The organism is Bacillus sp. iso_77, assembly GCF_056173625.1.
The window spans coordinates 808,780-833,215 of record NZ_CM149683.1 but is presented as its reverse complement, the minus strand read 5'-3'; the positions used below and the strand labels follow the sequence as shown (position 1 = coordinate 833,215).

The following is a 24,436-nucleotide window of genomic DNA, read 5'->3' as shown; positions in this document are numbered from 1 at the left end:
AATGCGAGGGTTTGTCTACACGCCGAGCCGGCAATATGCCGGCTTTTCCTCTTTTACATTCTAAATTGTGTTTCATACAAACGCCGGTACATCCCGTCCATTTCCAGCAGGTCTTCATGCCTGCCTTGCTCCTTGATGCCCTCTTTTGTTAAAACCACAATCCGGTCAGCATGCTGGATGGTCGCTAGGCGATGCGCAATAATAAACGTGGTTCGTCCTTCAGATAGTTCTTCAAGTGAGCCCTGAATAAAGGATTCTGTCTCCGTATCCAGAGAAGATGTGGCTTCATCTAAAATAAAAATTGGCGGATTTTTAAGGAAAATACGTGCAATGGAGATACGCTGTTTTTGTCCGCCAGATAACATCATTCCGCGTTCACCGATGATCGTATCAAGCCCATTTGGCAGGCTATTTACAAGATCCTTCAGTTGGGCTTTCTCCACTGCCTGCCACACTTCTTCATCAGATGCATCGAGTTTTCCGTATAAAATGTTTTCTCGGATAGTCCCATGGAATAAATAAATATCTTGCTGGACGACACCAATTTGTCTCCGCAGCGAAGGCAGTGTCATCTTTCTTGTCTCTATGCCATCAATTGTAATGGTACCCTCCTGCCATTCGTAAAAACGTGGCAGCAAACTGCAAAGCGTCGATTTCCCAGCACCAGAGGGACCTACGACCGCAATGGTCTCTCCTTGTTTCACCTCAAGATTGATGTCATGAAGAACCGGTTTGTCTGATTCATATTGAAAAGACACGTGCTCAAAAACGATATCCCCTTTTAACTGATCAACTTCAATGGCATCATCCGCATCCTTTTCATCTGGCGATTGATCGATGAGTGATGCAAATCGTTTAAAGCCCGCTGCACCTTTTGGATACATTTCAATGACTGCATTGATTTGTTGAATGGGTCCTAAGAAGATGCCTGTTAATAGTACAAATGACACAAATTCCCCATACGTCATATTTTTTTGCAGCACAAACCATGCGCCGCATACAAGGCCAAACACTGTCACACTCTTAATAAGAAAATGACTGACAGCGGTATGCACAGCCATCATTTGATATGTGGTTAGCTTTGTCTTTCTAAATTGCTCGTTATGTTCAATAAATCGGTCCATTTCATGTGATTCATTTCCGAATGCTTTCACAACCCGTATGCCACTAATATTGTTTTCCACACGTGAATGGAATTGACCAATACTCGAGAACATTTTATCAAAAGCAGCAGACATTTTTTTCGTAAAGTAGACGGATAATCCGATCAAGAATGGAACGACAATAAATGTGAGAACTGCCAGCTGCCAATTAATCGACAGCATCAAGCCAAAGGCACCCGTGAGTGTCATGATAGCGATAAATAAATCCTCCGGGCCATGATGCGCAATTTCACCAATATCCATTAAATCATTTGTCATACGGGACACGAGTTTTCCCGTTTTCTTTTTGTCAAAGAAGCGAAAGGACATTCTTTGCACATGAGAAAATAGCTGATTCCTCATATCCGTTTCTATATTAATGCCTAATTTGTGCCCAAAATAGGTCACGACATAATGCATCGTAGAACTGATCACGTATAAAACGAGGAGCAGAATGCCCCAAAACCAAATGGCGTCCCAATCACCATTTGGCAGCAAATCGTCCATCACTTTACTGATGGCAAGGGGAAAGGATAATTCGAGTAAGGCTGCCAGTACCGCACAGGAAAAATCTAATATAAACAGCCCCATATATGGTTTGTAGTATGAGAAGAAACGCTTTAACAATTGACAGACCTCCTACCGATCAGACATTTCTGTCAATATGTCAGCAAACTCTTCCGCTTGATTGGCTACTGCAATCGGATCGTAAGGCCAGAAGAACTCTGTATCCATTTGATAGGTCTGCTCTTTTTTGACAGATTCTAGACTCTTCCAAATAGAATTGTTTTTATCAAATGTTCCGCCGTTGCTTTCATCAATGAAAATGTAATCTCCTGCATATTCAGGAAGGGTTTCATAAGAAATGACTTCATACCCTGTCTTACTTTTTAAAATCGTATCTCTGACCTGTTTTGGCGGGTTTACTTGTAATTGCTGATATAATGCCTGCCCGCCTCGATAAATTCCGTTACCATATACATAGACATCATTTTTAAAAGCGCCCATGATCGAGACCGTTTCATTCTCTTTTAAAGCAGACTTCACTTTTTTCCTAGCAGCCTCGATTCGTTGATCGAAGGCGGTGAGGAATGCTTTTCCTTCCTCTTCTTTATTTAAAATTTTTGCCAGCGTCGTTAATTCTTCATGTGCATCTTTGAAAGAACCGTAAGGATACACGATGGTAGGCGCTATTTTTTTGTACACATCATAGACTTTTTCATCCTGTACTGCTGTGATAATCAGATCAGGCTTTAAGCTAAGTGCTTTTTCAGCTGAACGCTCGTCACTGATGTCCTCTATTCCTTTTATCTTGTCCTTTAAGTGTACGTTCTTTAAATCCTGCGTGGTCGATCCCACAGGCTGAACGTCAAGTGCAATCACACTCCCTAAATATCCATCTACGAGAATTCGTTTAGGTTCAGCTGGAATCTCTATCTTTCCTTTCACTGTTTCAACCGTTTTCGTTTCTTGCTTTGATTCTGCTGTTTTGGCTTGTTCTTTATTGCCACAAGCCGTCAATATCATTAGAAGAATGACAGCACATATCCAATACGTCTTTTTCATCTCCATATTCCTCCTTCATTTTCGCCACTACAAATGAGAATAGTTATCAATTACTAGTCTCATGTATTCTATCAACCTCACCCGTAGTGGTCTATGGAGGATTCTCGCAACTTACATATGGACAATTGTTGGATAGGCTGGCTGTGTCAATAGAGAGACAAACCGGTCCATCAAAAGAAGTGCACGCTCTCCTTCATCAAATCGAAACTCCTCCAGTTTTACTGGATAAAAGGTACCATTTTTCACAGCCGATAATTGACGAAGAACATCACTTTCTTCCATTCGCTTGTCCATTTGCTTATACCACCCATATTGGTCAGAGACAATAAAAAACATATGATCCGCCTCGTATTCTCCAAGTCTCTCTAAAGGAATGACTGTATGTTGATTAGGAAGAAGAACTTCTTCTAAAATGGCTTTTGGAGGTTTTAAGCCAAGCGTTTCGTAAAGATAGAAGGCCCCTCTTGCCTCATAGGACCACATATACACTTTGTCATGTCCTCTCATTTCATAGATTGCAACGGTCTCGCCTTTTTCTCTAAAGGAAGACAGGGTGTTTCTTGCCTGTTGACTATGCTGTTCAAATCGCTTCACCCAATCGTTTGCCTCATTTTCTCTTCCTAAAAGGCGTCCTATAGACAGTACCTCTGGTACAGCATGATGACCGACGTATGGCAGAACAAGAACTGGTGCGATTTGCTCCAACCGCTTGATCAATGCAGGTTTTGAATAATAATAGTTAGGGACGATGATGACATCTAATTGAAGTGATTTAAAGACGTCATCAGGCGTATGTTCATTTATGACGAGCGAACCGGCCAGTTGTTCTTTCAGTATATCTGAATGGAGATAGGTTTCTTCGTCAATACAAACAGGCTCAATGCCTATTGCAACCAATGACCCGACAAATTGAAAAGCAGCAATACGCTCTGGTCTTCGGTTCATTCGAAACTGACTGGGCGTTCTCCCTGTTTTTTGACGGAACTTCCTGCTGAAATATAAACTGTCTGCATACCCGACTTGCCGTGCTATGATTTGAATTTGATCGTCTGTTTGCAGAAGACGTTTTTTGGCTTCGTCTATTCGAATTTGTGTAATGTATTCTGTCACACTCATCCCCATACTTTGTTTGAAAAAGGTAGAAAAGTAACTCTCATGAAACCCCATCTTATGAGCTAAGTCTTTTCTTGTTAGTTTTTGATCATAATGCTCAGCCATATACTGCAAGATCATGTTAATCGAATAATGCACTTTTTCGTTGTATGGCTTGGATTGTTTGCGGAAAATGAACATGATTTCTTCCAGCCATTTCGCCTGTTCTTGTATGATTTGGCTCGTCTGTATTTGTTTGATGTAAGAAAAAAGGACGGCAGAGCCTTTCACCACTTCCCCGTTATCAGGGAGATTATCGTGATTCACCTTATAGACCAATTCATTTTGTGCATCTTGTGCCAGAGTGAATTGGTCAAATGTGACAGTATAGATCACCACTTGCTCGCTCGATAAAGATTGAACCATGACATCTATTCCTGAGCGGATCAACACACTGTCTTTGGCGTTTAGCTCATATCGAATTCCTTCCATGTCAAGTCTCACCGCACCGTCCGTAGTCAAGAACATCAGTGAAGATGTTTGCCATGAGTCCGTTTGTTTCACAGAAAGAGATCGTTTACTGCTTTCTTTCATGCGAAGAATTGTATGAGTATAGGCGGTCATTTTCTCTTTCTCCTTCCATATAAAAAAGTGCTAAAATAAACCATTTTAGCACTTCAATGTCTGACTGAATGGTGATTATCGCGCTCCAGCCGTTTGTAATTCTTTGTTTTTCTCTTTAAAGCGTTCATTATGTGAAGACACGTACGCTACTTTTTCTGCTTCTGGTTCGATGTATAGCTTTGCGCTATTGAGTGCATTGACTCCATCAACAAACGTACCGGCAATTAAACGCACTTTACTTTTATGTGTGCATAAGTCGCCAACTGCATAGACACCAGGTAAATTGGTTTCCATCTTTTCATTGACCTCGATGAGTCCCCACTCACCTTGCTTGAGTCCCCATTCTGATAGAACACTTAAATCACCTTTCATGCCATGGTTGACGATGACAGCATCGGTTTCGATTCGTTCGATGTCGCCTGTTTCTAAGTGCTGAATGGTGACGGCTTCAATTTTGTCACCTTGACCATGAAGCTCTGTGAGTTCATGCGGTGTGAGAATGCGAGCACTAGATGCTTTCATGTTGGCGACGTTTTTTTCATGTCCGCCAAACATATCACGACGATGCACAACGGTCACACTTTCAGCAATTGGAACGAGGGCATTTGCCCAATCAACAGCTGAATCTCCGCCTCCAGAGATGACCACCCGCTTCCCTGCAAACGTCTTTAGTTCCTGTACGGTGTAATAAAGATTTGTTACTTCATAACGGTCTGCATGCTCGATTTCAAGTTTTCGCTGAACTGGTATTCCGTGACCCATGGCTAAGATGAGGGTCTTTGTCAAATGACGATCGCCATTTTCAGCCGTCAGCAGGATATGACCATTCTCATCCCGCTCGAATTGCGTGATTTTTTGATTCAACGCAATCTCTGGTTCAAATGTTTTCGCCTGCGTTTCTAGCTGCTGAATCAGTTGTTCACCTCTTGTTGGTGGCAAACCACCCACATCCCATATGACTTTTTCAGGATAGAGGAGGATTTTTCCGCCAAGGCTTTCGTTATACTCCAGTACCTTCGTCTTTAAATCCCGCATCCCGCTATAAAAGGCAGTGTACATTCCTGCTGGACCGCCGCCAATAATGGTGACGTCAAACAATTCAAGCTGATCTGTCATTTGAGTCCCTCCGTTTTTTCATCGATTGATCTATTTATAAGTGATATTGATTCTCATTATCATATGTACCTATTGTAGTCTACTCTGGTGAAGGGAATCAATAGCTTTCTGCAAAAAAAGAACAGGACGAGCGCTTTCTCGTCCTGTCATCCATCACACAATCGTTAATCCAAGGTCCTTTAATTCCAGCGAAACAAGCCTTGCAATCGCATCTGCTCCTTCTTTTGTAAAGTGCGTGCGATCCTCTATGCCTGTTGACAGCATAAAGTAAGAAGTCGTTTTCTCTATGCCGGAAATTTGATAAAACTGAAGGCTTGCCGTATTTAAATCTACAAGAAGGACTTCTTCTTCATCAGCTAGTTCTTTCATAGCGGCACAGTAATCAGGGAAATCATTGATATATTCTCCGTCTTTTTCATGAAAGCGGCCGACTGGCGTTAATAAAAGCGGTGTAGCTCCTTTCGCTCTTGCTCCGTGAATATATTGAGACAAATAGCTTTTATACGTTGTGAAAGGATCTGTATGCCGTTCGGGCTTCTCCGTTGAAGCATCATTGTGCCCCATTTGTGTAAACAGCCAGTCCCCAGGCTGAATGTCAGCCAATATTTTATCAAGCCGTCCTTCTTCAATGAATGTTTTTGAGCTTCTTCCACCGATTGCGCGGTTGTCGACGCTCACACCCTGCGCTGTGTAGCGATGTAAAAACTCTCCCCATCCTCCTTGAACAGGACGATCTGGATAAGATGAAACGGTTGAATCACCAGCTAAATAGATGGTTGTCATGTTCATACGCCCCCTTTTTCATATAGCCACTCTAATAAGCGATGCGGACATCCAAGTGGCTGCTGAAAAGATATGAAACAATCAGCATCGCTACTTCATTCATTCTCTTTTGAATGATCAAAACCCTGCTTACCGGTAGATGTGAATACGTTAAATATGCGGCGGAAGTTCTACTTTTGTCTCAACGGCTTGCTTTAACGCCTGAAGCATATAGCCAATTCCTTTATATGGAGCCAGCGGATAAATCGCTGTCTGATGAGGAAGTAATAACGGATCGATTACCTTTCGATATTTCTTTCCACCTAGTATCACTAATTCATCATATGCAGTGAGATGTTTTTCATGAAATTGCTGACTTAGTGCTTCTCTTGTTATCTGATCAGTATGCGGTGTACCAAAAGCCACATCATAATTTTCATGAATAATATCATCTGCCTTTAAGAATCCATGCTTCGCTGAAATGATTAGGTAGTCTGAAAAGAACGTTCGGGCATAGCTTTTCGTACGCTGATGCAGCGGACTTAAATAAACGAGGTTCGCCGGCTGGCTCCCTGCCTCTGGATGGACGTCCCACATTTTCTTCGCCCCACATGGAATGATACAAACTCGCTTCACTTGATTTTCTCCTTCCTTCGTTGATACATCCGATACAACATACAACCTAGCGCTGTGCCAAGTGTATTTAAGAGAATATCATCAATATCGCTGCTTCTTGTAATCATACCAGATTGCGAGAATATCCATTGAAGCACTTCAATTATTGTTGACAAGAAAAAGCCAGCAAGAATTGCCTTTTGCCAGCGCAAGGTTCGGAATGCTTGATAAAGAAAAAAACCAAGTGGCACAAATAACAAAATGTTCCCTGCCAAATTTAAAAAAACAAGATTGGGATAGCCATGATGATAGGCATGGAGATTTTGATAAATGGACTGCAAAGGCATGAGGTTGACACTCACCTGATCCCTTGGAGCGGAAAACCGATTAGGAAAGACCGTCAAATATAATAAAACATTTGTATACATAAACAGACAGGCAAGAACGATTTCAGTTCGTAAATAGATAAATCGTTTTTGTTTTTTCGCCTGTCTGTATCTCATATGTAAATAGAGCGGGACGAGCAAGAGAAAATAAGTCATGGAAAACATCGCACTGTATGTCATACGGAGAGCTGCCCCTTTCTCACATCATGCTTGACCATATTTACAGCTTATTCAGGCCTGCCCGCATCTATTCATCACTTATTCTCCTATTCAATGACGAGAAACCCATATTGACAAATCGTCATTTTTCCGCTAAACTGACTGACATTCAGTCATTTAAGGTCGGTGATGATGTGTCGAAACGAGATAAGATTATGCTTGCTGCCATTGACGCGTTTAAAGAAAAAGGAATCGAAAAGACGACCATTTCGGATATTGTGAAAGCAGCAGGAGTAGCGCAAGGAACTTTTTATTTATATTTTCCTTCAAAGCTGTCTGTCATGCCTGCCATCGCTGAACATCTGATTGCACAGATGGTACCTGCCATTGAAAAGGAACTCACTCAGCATGCAGATGTCCTCGATCAAGCAGATGCGCTTGTTGAATTCATTTTCGCTTTTACAAGGCAATACCGTGATGTCCTTGCCCTCACCTACTCAGGCTTAGCTGCCACCGAGCATTTAAAGGAATGGGAAGATATTTATGAGCCGATTTACAAATGGGTCGCTTCTTTTTTAGAAAAGGCAAAGCAGGACAAAAGAGTCCGTGCGAACTTGAATTGTCAATATGCTGCGAAATTCATTATCGGTTTACTTGAATCATCAGCTGAGCAAATGTACTTATTTACAGAAACAGATACAGAAGAGGTTCTGATTCAAAAGCGAGAGGTCAAGCAATTCCTTCTTTACGCACTCGGCATAGAGACACCTTAACTTAGTACAGCACTTGCTGTACGCTCTTTTTTGGCTTCAAAATGACGAATCGTCAGTTTTCAGTTTTAGGAGGAAATACGATGAAAAAAAGCTGGATGTATGTTGCACTCACATGTTTATTTGAATTACTTTGGGTGTTTGGTTTAAATAGAGCTGATGCTGTGTGGGAGTGGGGGATCATTATCTGCCTGATCCCGGTTGATTTTTATTTTTTAATGAAAGCTTGCGAGAAGCTGCCGACTGGGACTGTGTACGCCGTGTTTGCCGGAGTTGGAACGATTGGTACGTCTTTGATGGATTATGCGCTGTTCGGCGGTTCGTTTTCATTAGAAAAGCTTTTATTTATGGGCATTTTAATTCTCGGAATTATTGGATTGAAAGTGTCTGATGGAGATGCACATGAGCAGAAAGGAGAAGCGGTATAAATGGGCTGGTTTTTTGTACTGTTAGCCTCTGCCTGCGAAATTGGCGGAACCATTGGTCTCAATATGTTCAGTAAGAAAAAGCAACTCACGACAGGCATTTTATTTGTCGGCGGATTTGCCTTATCCTTTTTGTTTTTGTACGCCTCGTTCTCTTCCGTTCAAGTCTCCGTTGCCTATACGGTTTGGATTGGACTTGGAACAGCGGGTTCTGTCTTGTTTAATATGATTCTATTTAAAGAGCCGAAAAACATGATTCGTATCCTCAGCTTGCTGCTGATTGTGATTGGCGTCGTTGGGCTGAAGTTGTTTGCGTAATAGAAAAAGCAATGGAATAGATTATCCATTGCTTTTTAAGTTAATTTTTATACTTTTCTTGGTACGCTTTAAATTGTTTTTCGTATTTTTGTAATTTTTCCCCATCTACTTTTGAATTTAATTTCGGTTTCCGCTTTCCAATTACCATTACATCTTTATCTACAATAGGACTTGATAAAAAGATGTATGGTGCAAAACGATCACACTTCGTATTTGGAAGGGTTACGGATAATCTAGCGTATTCTTCTGTCGGGAATTGGTTTGAAATGTCAAGTTCCTTGAGTCCCTCTAATGCCGATATTGGTTCTAAAGACTCGTCCTTCACTTTTATATTTGATAAGCACAGATATTTTAAATTCTTAAGGTATCTTAAAGGTTGTAGAGTATTTAAATTTAATGTATTCCAAATCCCGCCTGACAATTGCAACCATTCTAAACCAGTGTTTTTTTGCAAAGGGGCTATGTCATTCAACTTTGAAAAATCTGTTAAGGATAAAGATTTTAAAAAAGTGTTTTTTGATAGATCCCATAAACTTTGTGCCTTTGTATTCCATTCAAGTGCCAATACCTCAACATCTTGAAGAGAACTGATGATTGATAAATCTTCTACTCTCAGTTCACGCATATAGAGCATTTTGGGATTAACTAAGCTCAAGATCGTATTGAATTCCTTTTGGCTCACTTTGTAAATCCACAATTTCGTGAGGTTAGAAAAAGAGTTCAACCTTTCAATATTTTTTGTTTTTCCTGTGATTAACAACTCGGTGGAATTTTCATCTACATCGGCTAAATCATGAACAACTTCTGGTTGGGCATCATGACGAAAAATATAATCAGGGTCTTCTTTGAGCATTCTTTTACCTCCACACCTACGAATGATGGATATCTAAATGAATTTTATCAGAAGTTTGGAGTCAAAATATTATTCTTTCCGATTTATAAAATCTTTATCATCTAAAATATGGAGCAACAACATATCAACGATTTTCACTATACTCCATATATTCTGCACAGGTCTTGACGATAGCTCGTACTCTTTCATATAAACAAATAAAAGAACTCCAATTCATATACGAATTAGAGTCCTCATTATATGACTAATACAAATTTCCCACGTTAAAACCGTACCCGTTAATTAAAGACCTTCCTTTTTTATTTCTTGTTTAATGTGGATCATGCTGCTCTAGCAAGAGATCCATTGCGTAAATCGATTCGCCTTTTTCATCCAATAAAAAGTACACAATCAAAGGCTCTCCAAAGGACTCTGTCTGCTGCGTGAACAAAACACATGTGAATTTTTCAATACCTATCGGAATCTTTCTTCTTAATAAAGGATGAAGAATAGGTGAAGTCCGAATTGTATCTATATCCACATCCCAACGTTCGTTTTTTAAAGTGGGATAATGCTCTACTAACAGTTGGTGTAACATGTCGGTCGTGAACGCTGCTTTTCCAGCATACCCATCATCTATTATGTTGGTGTTATACATCCGACGGTTGCTTATCCTTTGAAGCATTGATTCGTATTCCTTTTAAGACAAATCGTTTCTGGCCATCAAGAGTACAAGTGATCAATGTCAGTTCATTTTTCCCGCGATCCTTTAGTACATCAACATCCGTCGGTTCAATCGTAGCTGAGCTGACAATTTTATATTCGTATGTTTCAGCTTGATGATGTAAGACGACTTTTTCTCCTTTAGGCACCTCTGGCAGCTGCCGGAAAAGCCGGTCGCCTCTATACCCTCTATGGCCTGCAATCGTGAAATTTCCTTCACCTGGCATTTGATGAGATTTGATTTGAGTCAGTGCAATCCCTAAATTTTCTTTTGTTGTAACAGGAAGCACTTTTTCGTTTAAATCAATTGACGGGATCTCAAGCTCCATCGTATCTCGCAGGTCTTCTTCTGACACTGTTAAATGTGGAATAGAAGAAAGGGCATCACTGTCATTTTCTTCAATCATTTTCAATGCCTGTTCCATGGCTGCTGTCTCCTGAGAAGTTCGCCACTCATATAGAAAAGGAACGGAGATGAGCATTAGTCCCGCGACCACCAAAAAGCTGCCTAATAAGGTTCTTTTTTTCATCAATACACTCGTTCCTTCCTTTTACTGAATGGTTCTTCTTCTGACTACAAGAAGAACAGTTCCAGACACTACTAGTAAAATCCCTGCATACATCAAATAACGAAGCCATTCTTCCCCAGTCTTTGGCAATTCACCGTTTGAGTCATGAGGCGGATGTTGATCCCCTTGATCTGAAGCTGGAGGATTCGTGTGGTCCACTTCATTCTTCATTGGAGCATTTTTTACAATCAATGTCTTGATCTCCACTTCGCCCATTTGAATTGTAAAAGCGAGTGGTTTTTTTAACGCTACATAACCATTTGGAGCTTTCGTCTCTGTGAGTGTATATTCACCAGGTTTAAGCCCTTTGACAATGGCTTCTCCGTCTTTTCCTGTTGTCACAGATTTTATCGTTTTCCCAGCTTTTGTACGAATGTCAAAGGCTGCACCTTTTAAGGTTCTATCTGTCTGCTGGTCTACCTTTATGATACGCAGACTTCCTAAAATCAAGTGATTCTTCGCTGTTAATTGAAGAGGCTTCTGCTGATTTTTCTCAATCGTAAACCGGATCGGCTGATCATCTAATTCATAGCCGTGAGGCGCTTTCGTTTCAACGAATTGATATTCTCCCGGTTTTAGATCGTTGATGTGAAGCTTTCCTTTTTGATCCGTTACAAGTGATTTCTTCAACGTTTTCCCGTCTTTACTCTGAAGAGCAAACTCTGCGTTTTCCAGCGTGTGTCCTTCAGCATCTACTTTGGTCAGTTCCACTGCTCCCGGCGTCAGTTTGTTGATCTTTTCTACTTTTGCTGGTTTGTCTTGCCCTAATCGAATCGTAAATGAGACAGGTGTCTGATCCAATTCATAGCCGGCAATGCTTGCTGTTTCGATAAATTGATAGGTTCCTGGCTTCAGTTGATCGACTGTCAGTTGACCGTTTTTGTCTGTCTTTAAGTCTTTCTTCACACGCTGACCGTGCGCATCAATCAGGTCAAAGGTCACGCCAGCGAGCAATTGACCATCCTCCCCTTTTTTCTCAAGCTTCACAGCACTTGTCGTCCGAATATTTTCTTTTGTCACTTTCACCAGTTGATTTGGATTGAAATCAATCTTGAAGTCTACTGGTTCTGCATCAAGTTGATGTCCAAAAGGAGCCTTCGTTTCAACCAATTGGTAAGCGCCTGGTTTCAAATCGTTGACAGTGATGATGCCTTTTTCGTTGGTTGTTAAACCTGACATCAATTCTTTACCATCGTCATTGAAAAGTGTAAATTCTGCGCCTTTCAATCTTTCTTTTTCTTCCCCTATTTTTGTGAGTTCTACAGAACCTTTCTTGAGCTGATTGATGGCTTCCACTTGAATCAATTCTTTTTGACCTAATTCAACTTCAAAGACAAGTGGTTTCGTACTCAATTCATAGCCTTCAAGACTCTTTCTTTCAACAAATTGATAGGTTCCAGGTTTTAGACCTGTGAAGGTAATCTTTCCATCCTGATTGGTTGTAATCCCTTCTCCTCCTGCCACTATCTTTCCTTTGGCATCAGATAGATCAAAGACAACCCCTTCTAATGATTTCCCATCTTCACCTTTTTTGTGTAACAGCACTCCGCCAGTTGTGCGGCTATTTTCTTTTGTCACACTGACCAGCTTCTCAGGGTTAAATGGAATAGCAAAAGTAACAGGTGTTTCGTCAAGCTCATGACCGAATGGCGCCTTCGTTTCAACAAACTGATAGGTTCCAGGTTTCAGATCGTTTACGATGATCTTCCCGTTCTCATCTGTGACGAGACCTGTTTTTATCTCTTTTCCATTTGCATCTACTAGCTTGAATTCTGCTCCTTCAAGCACATCATTCTTTTCACCGAGTTTCGTAAGCTGAACATCTCCAGTTTTGAGATCATTGATCACTTTGATCTCTGCCGGTTTTTTTTGTGCGATTTCGATGGTAAACGGATAAGGTTTATTTTTCTTTTGGTAACCATCAATACTCTCTGTCTCCACAAGCTGATATTTGCCCGGTTTGAGGTGATCGACCAAAATCTTCCCATCTTCATTTGTTGTCAAATCTTTACGCACAACTTCGTCATTTTGATTCAGGATTTCAAATCGAACCCCTTGAAGTTTCTTGCTATCTTCCCCTTCTTTCATCACTTCTAATGCACTTGTTTCATATAGGTTCTTTTGCGAAATGACGACTGGTTCCTTTGGATCAAGTGGTACTTCAAATTTAATTGGCGTTTCATCTAATACATAACCGTCTGGTGCGTTTGTTTCAATGAGCTGATACGTACCCGGTCTTAGTTCGTTGATCGTGATCTTGCCATTTTCTCCTGTGACAAGCGAACCATTTAGCTCATGTCCGTCTTGATCTAAGAGCTTGAACTGTGCACCTTCTAGTCTCTCTCCGCCTTCACCTATTTTGCTCAATTCTGCAGAGCCTTTGATGATGTCATTTACTGCGGTGACAACCGTTGTTTCTGTTTGATTTTCTTTAATGGTGAACGGCCATTTTTGCTGATTTAATTGATAGCCTTTTGGTGCGTTTGTCTCAACAAAATAATAGGAACCTGGCTCAAGATGTTTGAAAAGGATTTCTCCTTTTTCATCCGTTTTCAAATCGGTTTGGACGGTATCTCCAGATTCATTTTTCAGTTCAAATTCTGCATTTTCTAATGCCGCACCCGTTTCTTTATCTTTTTTCGTGAGCTTGACATGCTGACGGATTTCTTGGTTTTGCACCGTCATGCTATTTCCTGTTTTCGCTTGATCTCCTGATTCGTAAGGCTGATCAATCGTGACATTGATCGGTTCCTTCGTTTTCAAATAACCATCAGGTGCTTTCTCTTCTGTCACGATATAGTCACCATACAGAAGACGATCAAATCGAAGAGCTCCTTCTTCATCTGTTGTCTTTGTTCCAATGACGATACCGCTCGCAGCATCTGTCAGTGAAAAGCTTGCTCCTTTTAGCGCTTTTCCACTACTCGCATCTACCTTATGAATGGTTAAAGCGCCAATCGCTCCTGTGCCATCTCCCATGCCAGCGGTACGTTTGACCACAATTGAGGCTTCGGATTCCTTTTTGATTTCTTTTACATTTTCACCTCTAAACGTTACTTCGTTTTGAAGTGTACTTCCCACCTTATCTAAAATGAGAGATTGGTATTCTAAAATATAGGGTCTCGTGATTTCTTCTTTAAATTTGATTTGAAAAGAATCTGGATCGAATTCAAGGTCTAGTTCATAATCCTTCCCTTTTTCCAGTTCTTCCTTTTTGGTCACTTGCCCCTTTTCATCTATTGTTGTCGAATACAGATGAAATGAGTTTTCTATTATGGCTTGGTTACTGCTCGGATGGTCTATAATCGTCGCATCTTGGACTGTTGATTGACCAAAGTTGATATTCAGTTTCCAATCAATGACTTTCCCTTGTTGATTTCCTGATTTGCTCGTGTATTTCCCTCCATTTGGAATGGACACCACAGCATTCACATCTGATTCTTTCGTCTTTCCATCATAAAGGGTCGCTTTATTTTCGTAGGTTTTCTGTACTAAATCCATTCCTTCAACACTTGTTTGATACGTGATTTTGTATGGGGAGTCAATGGCATGTTTGAAAATGACTTCGAAGCCTGATTCTCCCTTTTCATTTTCAAGGAATTTGATGTCATAATGTTCTTTCGCTAATACTTCTTTTTCTTCCGCACCATTTTCCCCGCCTTGTAAATCAAGCGAGTAGACGATAATTGAATCTTTAAGCAAACGCTGATTTCCTTGAATGAAATCCTCGATTTTTGCCTCTTCTAGATGTTTCAAATTATAGTTCACACCAATATTCCATGTGATCTCTTTTTTCTTTGCATCATATGTTCCGTTCTTGAATCCATTTGACTGCGTGTATGTGTCAGGCGTAAAGACAGATTGATTTTCCTTCGTCAAATCCTTGCCATCTTCATTTATCCATTCAAGTTTTACATGGTTACGCAGGTTCTTTTGATCTTTATCTGCTCTTTTTTCATAATCAAAAGACGTTGTATATGTGACGGTATGTTCTGTCTTGATTTCTTTCGTAAATTGAATATCAAATCCATTTGCATGTTCAACGATTTGATAATCTGTGCCTTCTTCAAGCACTGTATTACCTGTCGTCACTTTTAAACTATCTTTTTGCAGCGTCAATCCTTCGTTTGTGAACGTATCTTTTAATATCACGTTGTTCATGGTTTGTTGATCTTTGTTAAAGGTGATATGCCATGGAATGGTCTTGTTCTTGTAATTCGGTGTTCCGTGGTTTTTCGTTAGGATTTGCTGATCAATTCTTTGCTTCGCTTGTTTGCTCTCTTTGCCAGCTGTCACAGTATTGATAATCTCTTCAGCTTCGAAAATTCGATCAGTTGCTTTTGTTTGATATGTGATGAGATAAGCCGATTGAATTTCTTGATTGAATTGCAAGGTAAACCCGTTTTGTTCATCCTTTTTTTGAGGTTGAACCACGTAATTTTCAAATGCTTTTGTTCCTGCTTCGTTGCCGTTCTGATCAATTGTGACTTCTTTGACTTGAATTGAGTCAGATATTAGCGCCTGTGTACCGTTAAAGAAGTCTTCTATCAAAGCATCCTTTTGAGCCAGCTTTTTTTCGTTATAGTTATACCGAATTTCCCAAGTAATCGTTTGTGTGACTGGATCGTAGTGGGCGGCTTTTTTATTTAAAGGACTGCCTCTTGTCACATTCACTGTTCCTTCTGCTGAACTAATCACTTTATCAGCAGAAACAAGGGACGCTTTATTACGAAACGCAGACTGATCTTGATTCGTAATGTCCGTTTCATACATTAAACGGTAAGCGAGATGCACGTCATCTTTAAATTCAATCGTGAAATCTTGACCATCTGCTGTTTGGCCGATTGTGTAGTGGTTTTCGTCAAGCAGCTGTCCAAGCGATGTTTCACCATTTAGCTTTGTATCTACACGATAAAGCTTGATTGAATCTTTTTTTAACGCTTGACCTTCTTGAATCGGATCTAACAGTTTCGCTTGTTTCACATCATCTAAGTCCATATTAAAATCGACTGTCCATTGAATGGTTTCAGCATTGTAAGATCGATTGGGTTCTCCCTTTTTAGAGACATTTGGACCATTTGGAATGTATTGAATCGGGATCGATATCGCATCTTTGCCTTCAATCGGGGTAATCACCACTTCTTTTTCTTCAGTGATCACTGTTTTTTTATCTAATTGTGTCCATACTTGAAGTGTTCCTTGGATATTTGAATATTGTTTAATAAAATCTGTGAACTCGATGGAGGCATTTCCGCTTTCATCTACAGAAAAATAACCGATGGTCGATTGATTAAATTTCATCTCGAGACGATCGATTTTTTCATAAATGACTAATTCCTCTGGAACCTTGAAATGGAATTCATCGCCGCCATTATAGTTATGACCATTCGGGATGGCCCACTTATAGTTAATGGAAATCAGTGAGTTGATATCAGGCCTTTCTACTGAATTTCCTTCTTGATCTTCAAATATCAATTGCGCATCAGTGAGAAGATTTTCTTGGATCGTCATTTGTTTTGAGACACTTTGCAATCCTACACGATTAGACACGTTCACTTTGTTTTTTAGTAACTCATCTTCATCACTTTGTGTCTTTTGAACAGTTTCTTGATTGTTAGCAGCTTTGTCTTTCTCCGATGAGGTTGAATCATCTTTTGAAAGATTTTCTTCACGCTCGTTTTGCTTTGTTTTCTCTTTTTTCTCAGCTATACTGGTGACGTCAATATCTATAGATCCTTCTAAATTCGGATCAAGCTCAATATCCTCATTGAATGTGACCGTCACTTCATTTTGTTTCGAAACGGTATACTCACCAACAGGTATGTCATCGACAGTAATGAGTTCTTTCTGCTCCTTCTCTACCTGAATGACTGAAGGAAGAGAGAGAATATAAGGATATTGCTTTTTGAGATCAATTCCTTTAATAGACCAATGCACAATGGCCTTTCTAACTTGCTGATCTTCTATGCTTGATAACTTGTTTCCTTCGCTATCAGCAAACTCAATATTCCCATAAATATTCTCTTGAATGTCTTTAGCATGTGCCCCTGCTAAAGGCAAGATTCCTAATATACTAGACTGTATGACTAACACGGTCATCAGTGCCACCGACAATATTCTTTTCAATACATCCACCCTTTTCTACAATTATTTTTCAACAACGATTAAAAAATCATTTGTATACTGCCTGATCAATCACTCCGCTTCTGATCAAATTTTTCTAAAAATTGCACCTTAAGACCCTATGAATAAAATGAGTTGATCAATCATGAGTTTGAAAGGTCATCATGAGTAGTAGATATAGTAGCTGGATAGGGGTCTATAGCAATGGGGAATAGTGAGAGGGAACATGAAAAGAAGACATGTGAATTTTTCTATTTATACTGGAACGAACAACAAATGATTAGTACATGCATATATAAGCATGTACTCACATATAGAACGTTCATATAAAACAAGCATGACTCATATGGTATGTATGGTGAGATAGTTCAGCATCATATAGATCGCATTCCTTCTACTCCCTTCCATATGGTAATCAAAAAGCCGATGCTTTTTATTCTTACATTTACCGTTTAAGCAGCAAAAAAATAAACAAAATGATCCATTTTTATAGGATTCATGGCATACTTATCACCTTTTAAAAGAAAAATATGGAGAATCAGCGAATAACATTTGTTTTCGTCTAATTTTTTTCTCATTTATCATCAAAAGTGTAGACAAAACGATTTAGGCAAAACATTACAATCATTTCATGCCTATTTTGAGCTCAAATGTTCTTCATCTGAACTTCATAATATATAGAGGTAAGCCAAAGAAAGGAGTTAGTTGTTTGATGGAGCTCATTGATAATAAATCAAAGAGATGGATAAACATTTTAAAATTGCTTGTATCCAAAAATAAGTGGTGGAGCCTTCAAGAGATATCGAATGAACATATCGGTTCTGTTCGAGCCATTCAAAGCGATATAGAACAAATGAAATCGTTCCAAACCGAGAATGGAGAACCGTTAATCCACATAAAGCCAAGACAAGGCATATCCATTTGTAATACGCAGACGATACGAGTGGATTACTATATCAAAGAAATTCTAAAGGATACGATTGAAATTCGATTGATTGACGGCATTTTTTTTGAAGAAAACAGATCTTTCTATGAATGGATGGACACGCTGAATATCAGTAGATCCACATTATATAACACGATTCATAAAATCAACTCGATCCTTACATCCTATGACATCGAGTTACGCCCAGATAGTATGCAGTTTCATGGAAATGAGAAGGAGATTCGTCAATTCTTTGTTGAATTTTTATTTGAAGTGTACGGAAGCCGGCTTTGGCCATTTGATGATATTCAAAAACAAGACGCAGTTCATTTATTACAAGAACTATTTCAGGTGCTCGAAGTCAATGTACCAGATGTCGCGATAGATAAATACTGCCTGTGGCTCGGCGTTTCCATTCACCGAATGCGAAAAGGTTTTACAATCAGCCGTAAATATACATACTCAATGAATGAAGAAAAACAAACCTCTACAGCTAAAGGAATCTATGATCAAATTAGAAGATGGGAAGAGCACATCTGCCGAATGGCCAAAGACGTATTTGATGTGACGCTGGATCATCATGAATTTGTCTTTTTGCTATTGATCGAACCAGCTATTGGACACTTTAAATCAATTGAAACTGTCGAAGAAAAATTGACGTTCTTTCAGTCGCATACACCACGCCTCTATGATGCCATTCATTCATTTATCACCCAGTTGGAGTCGATTTTTCATCAAGAAATAGCAAATCGTAAGGTGATGACACTCGTTCTTCTCCAATATTATGTGTATTCCAATGAAATTACCGTGAGAGATGGATTCCTTTTCAAAAAGAAATCGAGCTATTTATCAGAGGTGAAAAAACAGTTTCCTTACTTCTATTCGAGGATTAGTCATATCATCCAAGAGTTAAAAACAGACGATATCCTCGCTTCTTTTGTGAAAAATGAACGGGAATTGATTCGTATCATTACATCTTCCTGGAGAGGGCTTGTTCATTTGGAGATGGAACGGAGAAACGTGCTGAACATTTTTGTTACTTCAACATTAGGTTATTATCATAGTTTGTTTATTGCTGATTTAATTAAATTAAGCGTGCCTCCTCTCATTCACATTTTCACAAGTCCAGAAAATTCGTTAAATGATGTCACGATGGATCAACTTGGGGTTGATATGATTGTGACCGATACTGAGCTTCCTCTTCAATTCGGTCGATCTACGCTGCTGATCAGCTCTTTTCCAACAAAAAAAGAATTGGACAACTTACACCGAAGATTGGTTGATATGACAAACTAATGTTCATCATAAAAAAAAGCTGCTGAGATATTCTCAAGCAGCTTTTTGGTTCTGTATTAATGAAGCACGATTTGTTCATTCATCAAATCAATGGCGTAAAGCGATTGCCCATATTCATCTAATAAAAGGTATACTTTGAGCGGGGCAGTGGTTTGATCTGTTTGCTGCGTGAATAGGACACAAGTGAATTTTTCAATCCCTTCTGGCAGCTTGCTTTTCAGAAAAGGATGAAGAATAGGAGAGATTCGAAGGGTATCAACATCTTTCAGCCAAAGCTCATCTTGTAACGCAGGATAATGGTCAACCAAAAACTGACGAAACACTTCCAATGTACTCAAGGTAGATATCCTCACTTTCTTCTAACTTGGCTTCAAACTCACCTAAAAACAAACGGAACCAACTCATCATATGATCTCGGTACACGTATTTTCGCATACGGCTTGAGACATGATCACTCACTTTTTAGACATGAACTGTAGATCGACTGTACTGTCACGAATGTTCAATATGTATAACGTTTCCTATGTCATCTCATTGACTCCACCACGAATTCAAACAATGGACCTATGATCATATTCTTACCTGTTTTCTTTCGTGATGAAACGACAACTTCCTGCTACAAAATTCCATTTTTCTGCAAAAAAGAGGGAGATGGGACAAAAAAAAGAACAGCACTGACTGTTCTTTTGGAAGTTATGAAAAGTCTGTCAAAGAGAACACTTCGCCGCTCACTGCATCAACGCCATCATGACAATCGAGCTTGCCGCATAAAACATATTGTTTTTGCACATCGTCATAGACATAGATGGGTGTAAGTTCGAGGCGTTCTCTCAATGTTTCAAAGGCTTGTTTCTGAGTTATGGTGATTTCACTAGCTGTTTGAGATGGATTGAGTATCCCACATACTTGAAACATCTCTTTTTTATATATGTAATTAATGGCTTCAAAAGTGTTGGCATCAATGAAGACCTTGATTTTATCCATAAATCCACAGCCTTCTTGCTCATTCGTTTTTAATATCGCATGGATGTATCCATGATCACGTTGGAGTGTTTTTAGAACCCACTTCCCTGTATCGTTTGAATATTTTTGCGCCAAAAAGGTTCGAACCGCTTTGATACACTCATCCTGGTCTTCTTTTGATATCGGGAGGGAATCTGGTGACGGTTCCAATGAGAAAGCTTGTTCAGCTGAAATGTCCTCATGAATGTCCATTTCCTTTTTTTCAAAGGCATTGTTTATCAGTTCATTCCACTCAATGACTTCATTCATGTGTATACAATGCGTTTCTTCACGCCCAACCTCAAACGGAAGAGTTCCCGTTCCATCGTTCTTCACATAGATTTCTTCTAAAGCATAAATAGAACGGATTTGATTGTGCTCGAAGGAAGGCCATTGAAACATCTGTACTTGCTGCTTGGCTAAGTTCTTCACCTGATCAAGGGAAAGCACATATTCCTCATCTTTCAGTAATGTTTTGGCTAAAAATGGACCGTGGTGTGTAAAGTACATGAGCTGTCCATGTTCATTCCATTTCACTTCGATTCTGCCTGAAGGTGCTACTTTCACACCATCTATTGCTTCTTCGAAAGAAAGTTCCCCTTTCTCCTTCTGATGCATATGAAAATGCTCTCCATAGATCAATCCTGTTTCTTGTTCGATCCATTGAATGACATGAGCTGGATAAGGTCTCTTAAACGTGACACCATGCTGCGCATAGGTTTTGTCCATAACAAAAATAACCGACTCGGTCTGTCCTGTATTCAAGTTCACTTCAATGACAGCTGTGCCGTCTGGGTTTAGATCATGGTCCTCGGGTTCCGTTTCATGAGAGGGAAACCATTCCATATTCAATGTATACACCGTTTCATTGAACATATTGACGTAGCGATGAAAACTGTGTCTTTTTAGGTAGTAAAGATCTAAGCCAAATTTCGCCTTTGTCTGATCGATTAGTTGTTGAATGTTTGCATTCAATGAATTCACCTCAAAATGATGATGTTTTATGGAAGAACAAAAATAACGATAAAGATGAAGATGATGATTGCCATAAAAAATCCTAAAGCGATTGCCATTATATTTGACTCTTTTGTGTAGCCTGTTAATTCACCTACAGTCGATCGGTCAATTTTTCTAAAACGAAAAAGCATGCTTATATTTAAAATGGCTAGAACCATCAAAAACAAGAAAATGATCAATGCAGGATCGACGTCACTGAATGCATTATCCACATTTTGTAAAGTGAATGATTGAATAAACATAATGACACTCAATATGATTTTCCACACATGATCTAACCGTTTTTCCTTTTCCCACTCTTTCCCTAATTTCTCTTTTTCATAAATAGCTACCTGCTCTAAAATAGGTATGAAAGACTTTGTTGTTCCTTTTCTAATAAAGCCTAAAATGCCTTGAATAAGCATTAGAATTCCTAAACAAAAAAGGAAATGTGTCAGTTTGATTTTAACAATTTGAATCAACATAAAAAAAATGATGATCATAAGTCCGACAAATAAATTAGAGATAGCGATTTGTTTTGTCCTCATCTTTTTTAGTGCAGCTTGTTCCATGTGATAAACTCCTCCTCGTTTCAAATTTTTCTGATAAACGCTCTATCCTTATTACGATTTTAACGAAAAAATGTTTCAATATTTTCCCTTTCAATTGTCAATTCGGCTTTTTCACAAATGAAAAGACGTCCACATTCAATGGACGTCTTTTCCTTCTTCATGAAATCAGCACATCATATTTGAGCTGTTCTGTCTTTTATTTGCTGGGCTGCCAAGTGTTTAAAGTCATCAATAGACAGCAGCTTTGACATTTTTTCTCCATGTTGTCTGATGTTCAGTGTTTTTTCTTGCATTTCTGTATCTCCAATGACAGCGATATAAGGAATTTTTTGCATTTGTGCTTCTCTCATTTTATAGCCGAGTTTTTCATTCCGTTCATCGATTGTGACTCTAATTCCGATATTTCTTAATTGCTGCTGCACCTCTATGCAGTAATCAAGGTGAACGCTTGAGACAGGTATGATTTGTACTTGGATTGGTGCGAGCCATAACGGGAAGACGCCGGCAAAATGTTCAATGAGAATACCAAGGAACCGGTCAAGTGAACCAAAAATGGCACTATGAATGACAACTGGCCGCACCTTTTCATTTTTCTCGTTGATATATGTTAAATCAAATTTCTCTGGCATTTGAAAATCCAGCTGAATTGTGGCGCACTGGTGGCTCCGCTTTAGTGCATCTTGAATATGAAAGTCGATCTTCGGACCATAAAATGCCCCATCTCCTTCATTTAAGTAGTAGTTAATCTTTAACTGATCAAGCACATTTTTTAGCGCTATTTCGGATATATCCCAAATAGCGTCATCCCCTAATGCTTTTTCTGGGCGAGTGGATAGTTCGACTGAATACTCAAAACCAAATGTCCGATACACATGATCAACTAATTGAAAAATCCGTTTGATTTCAGCTTCGATTTGATCTTCTCTTAAAAAAATATGGGCATCATCTTGGCAAAATGTTCTGACCCTGAACAATCCATTTAATGCTCCGCTAAATTCATGACGATGCACTTGACCAAATTCAGACATTCTAATTGGAAGGTCTCTATAGGAATATAAGTTATTTTTGAACATGAGCATATGCCCTGGACAGTTCATCGGTTTTAAAGCAAAACTTGTATCGTCTACTTCTGAGAAATACATATTCTCATGATAATGATCCCAATGGCCTGACTTTTCCCAAAGTTCTTGGTTCATCATAAATGGAGTACTTACTTCTTCATATTGCGCTTGACCTCTCACTTCTCTAGAAAAGGCCATTAATTCATTTCTGACAATCTGACCTTTTGGTAAATAAAACGGCATGCCTGGCGCTTCTTCTGAAAACATAAAGAGGGATAACTGTTTCCCTAATTTCCGGTGATCACGTTTATTTGCTTCTTCCATGAAATGAAGATAATCAGCTAGATGATTTGGATGCTGAAATGCTACACCATACACTCGCTGCAAGACATCCTGATTGCTATCTCCCCGCCAATATGCCCCTGCCACACGCATTAGTTTAAATGCCTTTAAATACCCTGTAGAAGGCAAATGAGGTCCACGGCACAAATCTATAAATTCTCCTTGCTGATAAATCGTGATGGCTTCTTGTCGAGGGAGATTTTTTAAAATATCCAGTTTATATGGATCATGTGCAAACATCACTTCAGCTTCTTTGTAAGAGACCTCCATTCTTTGAATAAGGTGATTCTCGTTTATGATGTTTTTCATCTCTTTTTCAATCATTGCCAAATCCTCTACGCTTAACGTTTGATTCAGCTTCATATCATAGTAAAATCCATTCTCAATGACAGGTCCGATCCCCAGTGTCACATTGTCATATAACCTTTTCACAGCTTGGGCTAATACATGTGCAGCTGTATGACGTAACACTTCCAGCCCTTCTTTTGAATCAAGTGTTAGAATCGAAACCCCCGCATCGTTGTTTAACGGATAACTTAAGTCCACTGTCTGATCATTGATCTTTCCCGCTACTGCTTTTTTTCTTAAACTTGGGCTAATATGGGAGGCAACCTCTGCGACTGTCGTACCTGCGGAGAACTCCTTGATCTTTCCATCTGGAAATTGAATTTTTACCATTTTTTCTCTCATCACTGACACACCTTTCTCTTTTTTGAAATAAAAAAACACACCCATCCCTCATAGAGGGACGAATGTGTAATCCGTGGTTCCACCCAAATTTCCATAACGCGTATTCGCTTTATGGCTCTGGCGCCGTAACGTGGCGTAGACGGTATTGGATACTGCAATGTTCCCCAATACAGCTCAAAGGTGGTAAGATAGCTTTTCTGCGTTAGGAAGATTTCACCGTGACTTCCCTCTCTGTGAACCGATAAAAGCTGCTCATGTCCTTTTCAAAGCAATCATGCTATAAAAGTAAACAAAAAAACACACCCATCCCTCATAAAGGGACGAATGTGT

The 24,436-nt window shown here is 39.5% G+C and carries 19 protein-coding genes and 2 other annotated features (1 of these 21 cut by a window edge); of the genes, 4 read left to right on the top strand and 15 right to left on the bottom strand.

Annotated features, from left to right (window positions below):
* Nucleotides 1-53 precede the first annotated feature (53 nt).
* The 7 genes from AC0VYC_RS04080 to AC0VYC_RS04050 form a co-directional block, all read right to left on the bottom strand.
* Nucleotides 54-1,769, bottom strand: a complete 1,716-nt coding sequence (locus AC0VYC_RS04080; RefSeq protein ID WP_041090731.1) for an ABC transporter ATP-binding protein — start codon at nt 1,767-1,769, stop codon at nt 54-56.
* A gap of 12 nt (nt 1,770-1,781) precedes the next feature.
* Nucleotides 1,782-2,708: an ABC transporter substrate-binding protein gene (locus AC0VYC_RS04075; protein WP_024720274.1), complete on the bottom strand. Its 927-nt coding sequence runs from the start codon at nt 2,706-2,708 to the stop codon at nt 1,782-1,784.
* A gap of 111 nt (nt 2,709-2,819) precedes the next feature.
* Nucleotides 2,820-4,424, bottom strand: coding sequence for an AraC family transcriptional regulator (locus AC0VYC_RS04070; RefSeq protein ID WP_335352380.1), 1,605 nt, complete (start codon nt 4,422-4,424; stop codon nt 2,820-2,822).
* 75 nt (nt 4,425-4,499) lie between these two features.
* The gene (locus AC0VYC_RS04065) at nt 4,500-5,540 is read right to left on the bottom strand and encodes an NAD(P)/FAD-dependent oxidoreductase (RefSeq protein ID WP_024720272.1); all 1,041 of its coding nucleotides are present in this window, start codon (nt 5,538-5,540) and stop codon (nt 4,500-4,502) included.
* Nucleotides 5,541-5,693: 153 nt separating this feature from the next.
* Complete coding sequence (locus AC0VYC_RS04060; protein ID WP_039167979.1) at nt 5,694-6,323, bottom strand: rhamnogalacturonan acetylesterase; 630 nt, start codon at nt 6,321-6,323, stop codon at nt 5,694-5,696.
* Between the two features lie 150 nt (nt 6,324-6,473).
* Nucleotides 6,474-6,938 (bottom strand): DUF6884 domain-containing protein, encoded by a 465-nt coding sequence (locus tag AC0VYC_RS04055; RefSeq protein ID WP_024720270.1) that lies wholly within the window; start codon nt 6,936-6,938, stop codon nt 6,474-6,476.
* Complete coding sequence (locus AC0VYC_RS04050) at nt 6,935-7,483, bottom strand: VanZ family protein (protein ID WP_061418407.1); 549 nt, start codon at nt 7,481-7,483, stop codon at nt 6,935-6,937. The genes AC0VYC_RS04055 and AC0VYC_RS04050 overlap by 4 nt, the downstream gene beginning before the upstream one ends.
* Before the next feature lie 194 nt (nt 7,484-7,677).
* Here AC0VYC_RS04050 and AC0VYC_RS04045 point away from each other — a divergent pair, with 194 nt between their 5' ends.
* The 3 genes from AC0VYC_RS04045 (at nt 7,678) to AC0VYC_RS04035 (ending at nt 8,975) form a co-directional block, all read left to right on the top strand.
* Nucleotides 7,678-8,235: a TetR/AcrR family transcriptional regulator gene (locus AC0VYC_RS04045; protein ID WP_046344945.1), complete on the top strand. Its 558-nt coding sequence runs from the start codon at nt 7,678-7,680 to the stop codon at nt 8,233-8,235.
* 80 nt (nt 8,236-8,315) lie between these two features.
* Entirely contained in the window at nt 8,316-8,660 is a 345-nt protein-coding gene (locus AC0VYC_RS04040) for a DMT family transporter (RefSeq protein ID WP_335350758.1), read from the top strand.
* Nucleotides 8,661-8,975: a DMT family transporter gene (locus tag AC0VYC_RS04035; RefSeq protein ID WP_007496650.1), complete on the top strand. Its 315-nt coding sequence runs from the start codon at nt 8,661-8,663 to the stop codon at nt 8,973-8,975.
* Between the two features lie 40 nt (nt 8,976-9,015).
* Here the strand turns inward: AC0VYC_RS04035 and AC0VYC_RS04030 are convergent, their stop codons facing one another.
* The 4 genes from AC0VYC_RS04030 to AC0VYC_RS04015 form a co-directional block, all read right to left on the bottom strand.
* Nucleotides 9,016-9,828, bottom strand: a complete 813-nt coding sequence (locus AC0VYC_RS04030) for a leucine-rich repeat domain-containing protein (protein ID WP_427244063.1) — start codon at nt 9,826-9,828, stop codon at nt 9,016-9,018.
* Between the two features lie 310 nt (nt 9,829-10,138).
* Nucleotides 10,139-10,465: a hypothetical protein gene (locus AC0VYC_RS04025; protein ID WP_024720266.1), complete on the bottom strand. Its 327-nt coding sequence runs from the start codon at nt 10,463-10,465 to the stop codon at nt 10,139-10,141.
* A complete protein-coding gene (locus AC0VYC_RS04020) occupies nt 10,458-11,060 on the bottom strand; it encodes a class D sortase (protein WP_041506702.1) in 603 nt (200 codons plus the stop codon). The genes AC0VYC_RS04025 and AC0VYC_RS04020 overlap by 8 nt, the downstream gene beginning before the upstream one ends.
* Nucleotides 11,061-11,081: 21 nt before the next feature.
* Nucleotides 11,082-17,234: a SpaA isopeptide-forming pilin-related protein gene (locus AC0VYC_RS04015; RefSeq protein ID WP_475389511.1), complete on the bottom strand. Its 6,153-nt coding sequence runs from the start codon at nt 17,232-17,234 to the stop codon at nt 11,082-11,084.
* 700 nt (nt 17,235-17,934) lie between these two features.
* On the opposite strand from AC0VYC_RS04015, the gene AC0VYC_RS04010 reads away from it, so the two are divergent.
* Nucleotides 17,935-19,443 carry a helix-turn-helix domain-containing protein gene (locus AC0VYC_RS04010; RefSeq protein ID WP_256689102.1) on the top strand — a complete coding sequence of 503 codons (1,509 nt, stop codon included), beginning with the start codon at nt 17,935-17,937 and terminating at the stop codon, nt 19,441-19,443.
* Between the two features lie 56 nt (nt 19,444-19,499).
* Here the strand turns inward: AC0VYC_RS04010 and AC0VYC_RS04005 are convergent, their stop codons facing one another.
* The 4 genes from AC0VYC_RS04005 to thrS all read right to left on the bottom strand — a co-directional run bounded on the left by AC0VYC_RS04005 (nt 19,500) and on the right by thrS (nt 24,106).
* Nucleotides 19,500-19,781 carry a hypothetical protein gene (locus AC0VYC_RS04005; protein ID WP_024720262.1) on the bottom strand — a complete coding sequence of 94 codons (282 nt, stop codon included), beginning with the start codon at nt 19,779-19,781 and terminating at the stop codon, nt 19,500-19,502.
* A 355-nt stretch (nt 19,782-20,136) separates the two neighbouring features.
* Complete coding sequence (locus tag AC0VYC_RS04000) at nt 20,137-21,429, bottom strand: hypothetical protein (RefSeq protein ID WP_475389508.1); 1,293 nt, start codon at nt 21,427-21,429, stop codon at nt 20,137-20,139.
* Nucleotides 21,430-21,446: 17 nt separating this feature from the next.
* A complete protein-coding gene (locus tag AC0VYC_RS03995; RefSeq protein ID WP_046342964.1) occupies nt 21,447-22,013 on the bottom strand; it encodes a hypothetical protein in 567 nt (188 codons plus the stop codon).
* A gap of 173 nt (nt 22,014-22,186) precedes the next feature.
* Entirely contained in the window at nt 22,187-24,106 is a 1,920-nt protein-coding gene (thrS, locus tag AC0VYC_RS03990; RefSeq protein WP_251211134.1) for a threonine--tRNA ligase, read from the bottom strand.
* A gap of 51 nt (nt 24,107-24,157) precedes the next feature.
* Nucleotides 24,158-24,382: a binding site (T-box leader), on the bottom strand.
* A 37-nt stretch (nt 24,383-24,419) separates the two neighbouring features.
* Nucleotides 24,420-24,436: a binding site (T-box leader), on the bottom strand; it runs 207 nt beyond the window's last position.

What these genes read in the sequence shown, in the direction of transcription:
- AC0VYC_RS04020 (WP_041506702.1), bottom strand. Translation starts at nt 11,060, where the DNA reads ATGAAAAAAAGAACCTTATTAGGCAGCTTTTTGGTGGTCGCGGGACTA.
- AC0VYC_RS04060 (WP_039167979.1), bottom strand. Translation starts at nt 6,323, where the DNA reads ATGACAACCATCTATTTAGCTGGTGATTCAACCGTTTCATCTTATCCA.
- AC0VYC_RS04030 (WP_427244063.1), bottom strand. Translation starts at nt 9,828, where the DNA reads ATGCTCAAAGAAGACCCTGATTATATTTTTCGTCATGATGCCCAACCA.
- AC0VYC_RS04025 (WP_024720266.1), bottom strand. Translation starts at nt 10,465, where the DNA reads ATGTATAACACCAACATAATAGATGATGGGTATGCTGGAAAAGCAGCG.
- thrS (WP_251211134.1), bottom strand. Translation starts at nt 24,106, where the DNA reads ATGAGAGAAAAAATGGTAAAAATTCAATTTCCAGATGGAAAGATCAAG.
- AC0VYC_RS04065 (WP_024720272.1), bottom strand. Translation starts at nt 5,540, where the DNA reads ATGACAGATCAGCTTGAATTGTTTGACGTCACCATTATTGGCGGCGGT.
- AC0VYC_RS04035 (WP_007496650.1), top strand. Translation starts at nt 8,661, where the DNA reads ATGGGCTGGTTTTTTGTACTGTTAGCCTCTGCCTGCGAAATTGGCGGA.
- AC0VYC_RS03995 (WP_046342964.1), bottom strand. Translation starts at nt 22,013, where the DNA reads ATGGAACAAGCTGCACTAAAAAAGATGAGGACAAAACAAATCGCTATC.
- AC0VYC_RS04050 (WP_061418407.1), bottom strand. Translation starts at nt 7,483, where the DNA reads ATGACATACAGTGCGATGTTTTCCATGACTTATTTTCTCTTGCTCGTC.
- AC0VYC_RS04075 (WP_024720274.1), bottom strand. Translation starts at nt 2,708, where the DNA reads ATGAAAAAGACGTATTGGATATGTGCTGTCATTCTTCTAATGATATTG.
- AC0VYC_RS04045 (WP_046344945.1), top strand. Translation starts at nt 7,678, where the DNA reads ATGCTTGCTGCCATTGACGCGTTTAAAGAAAAAGGAATCGAAAAGACG.
- AC0VYC_RS04070 (WP_335352380.1), bottom strand. Translation starts at nt 4,424, where the DNA reads ATGACCGCCTATACTCATACAATTCTTCGCATGAAAGAAAGCAGTAAA.
- AC0VYC_RS04010 (WP_256689102.1), top strand. Translation starts at nt 17,935, where the DNA reads ATGGAGCTCATTGATAATAAATCAAAGAGATGGATAAACATTTTAAAA.
- AC0VYC_RS04040 (WP_335350758.1), top strand. Translation starts at nt 8,316, where the DNA reads ATGAAAAAAAGCTGGATGTATGTTGCACTCACATGTTTATTTGAATTA.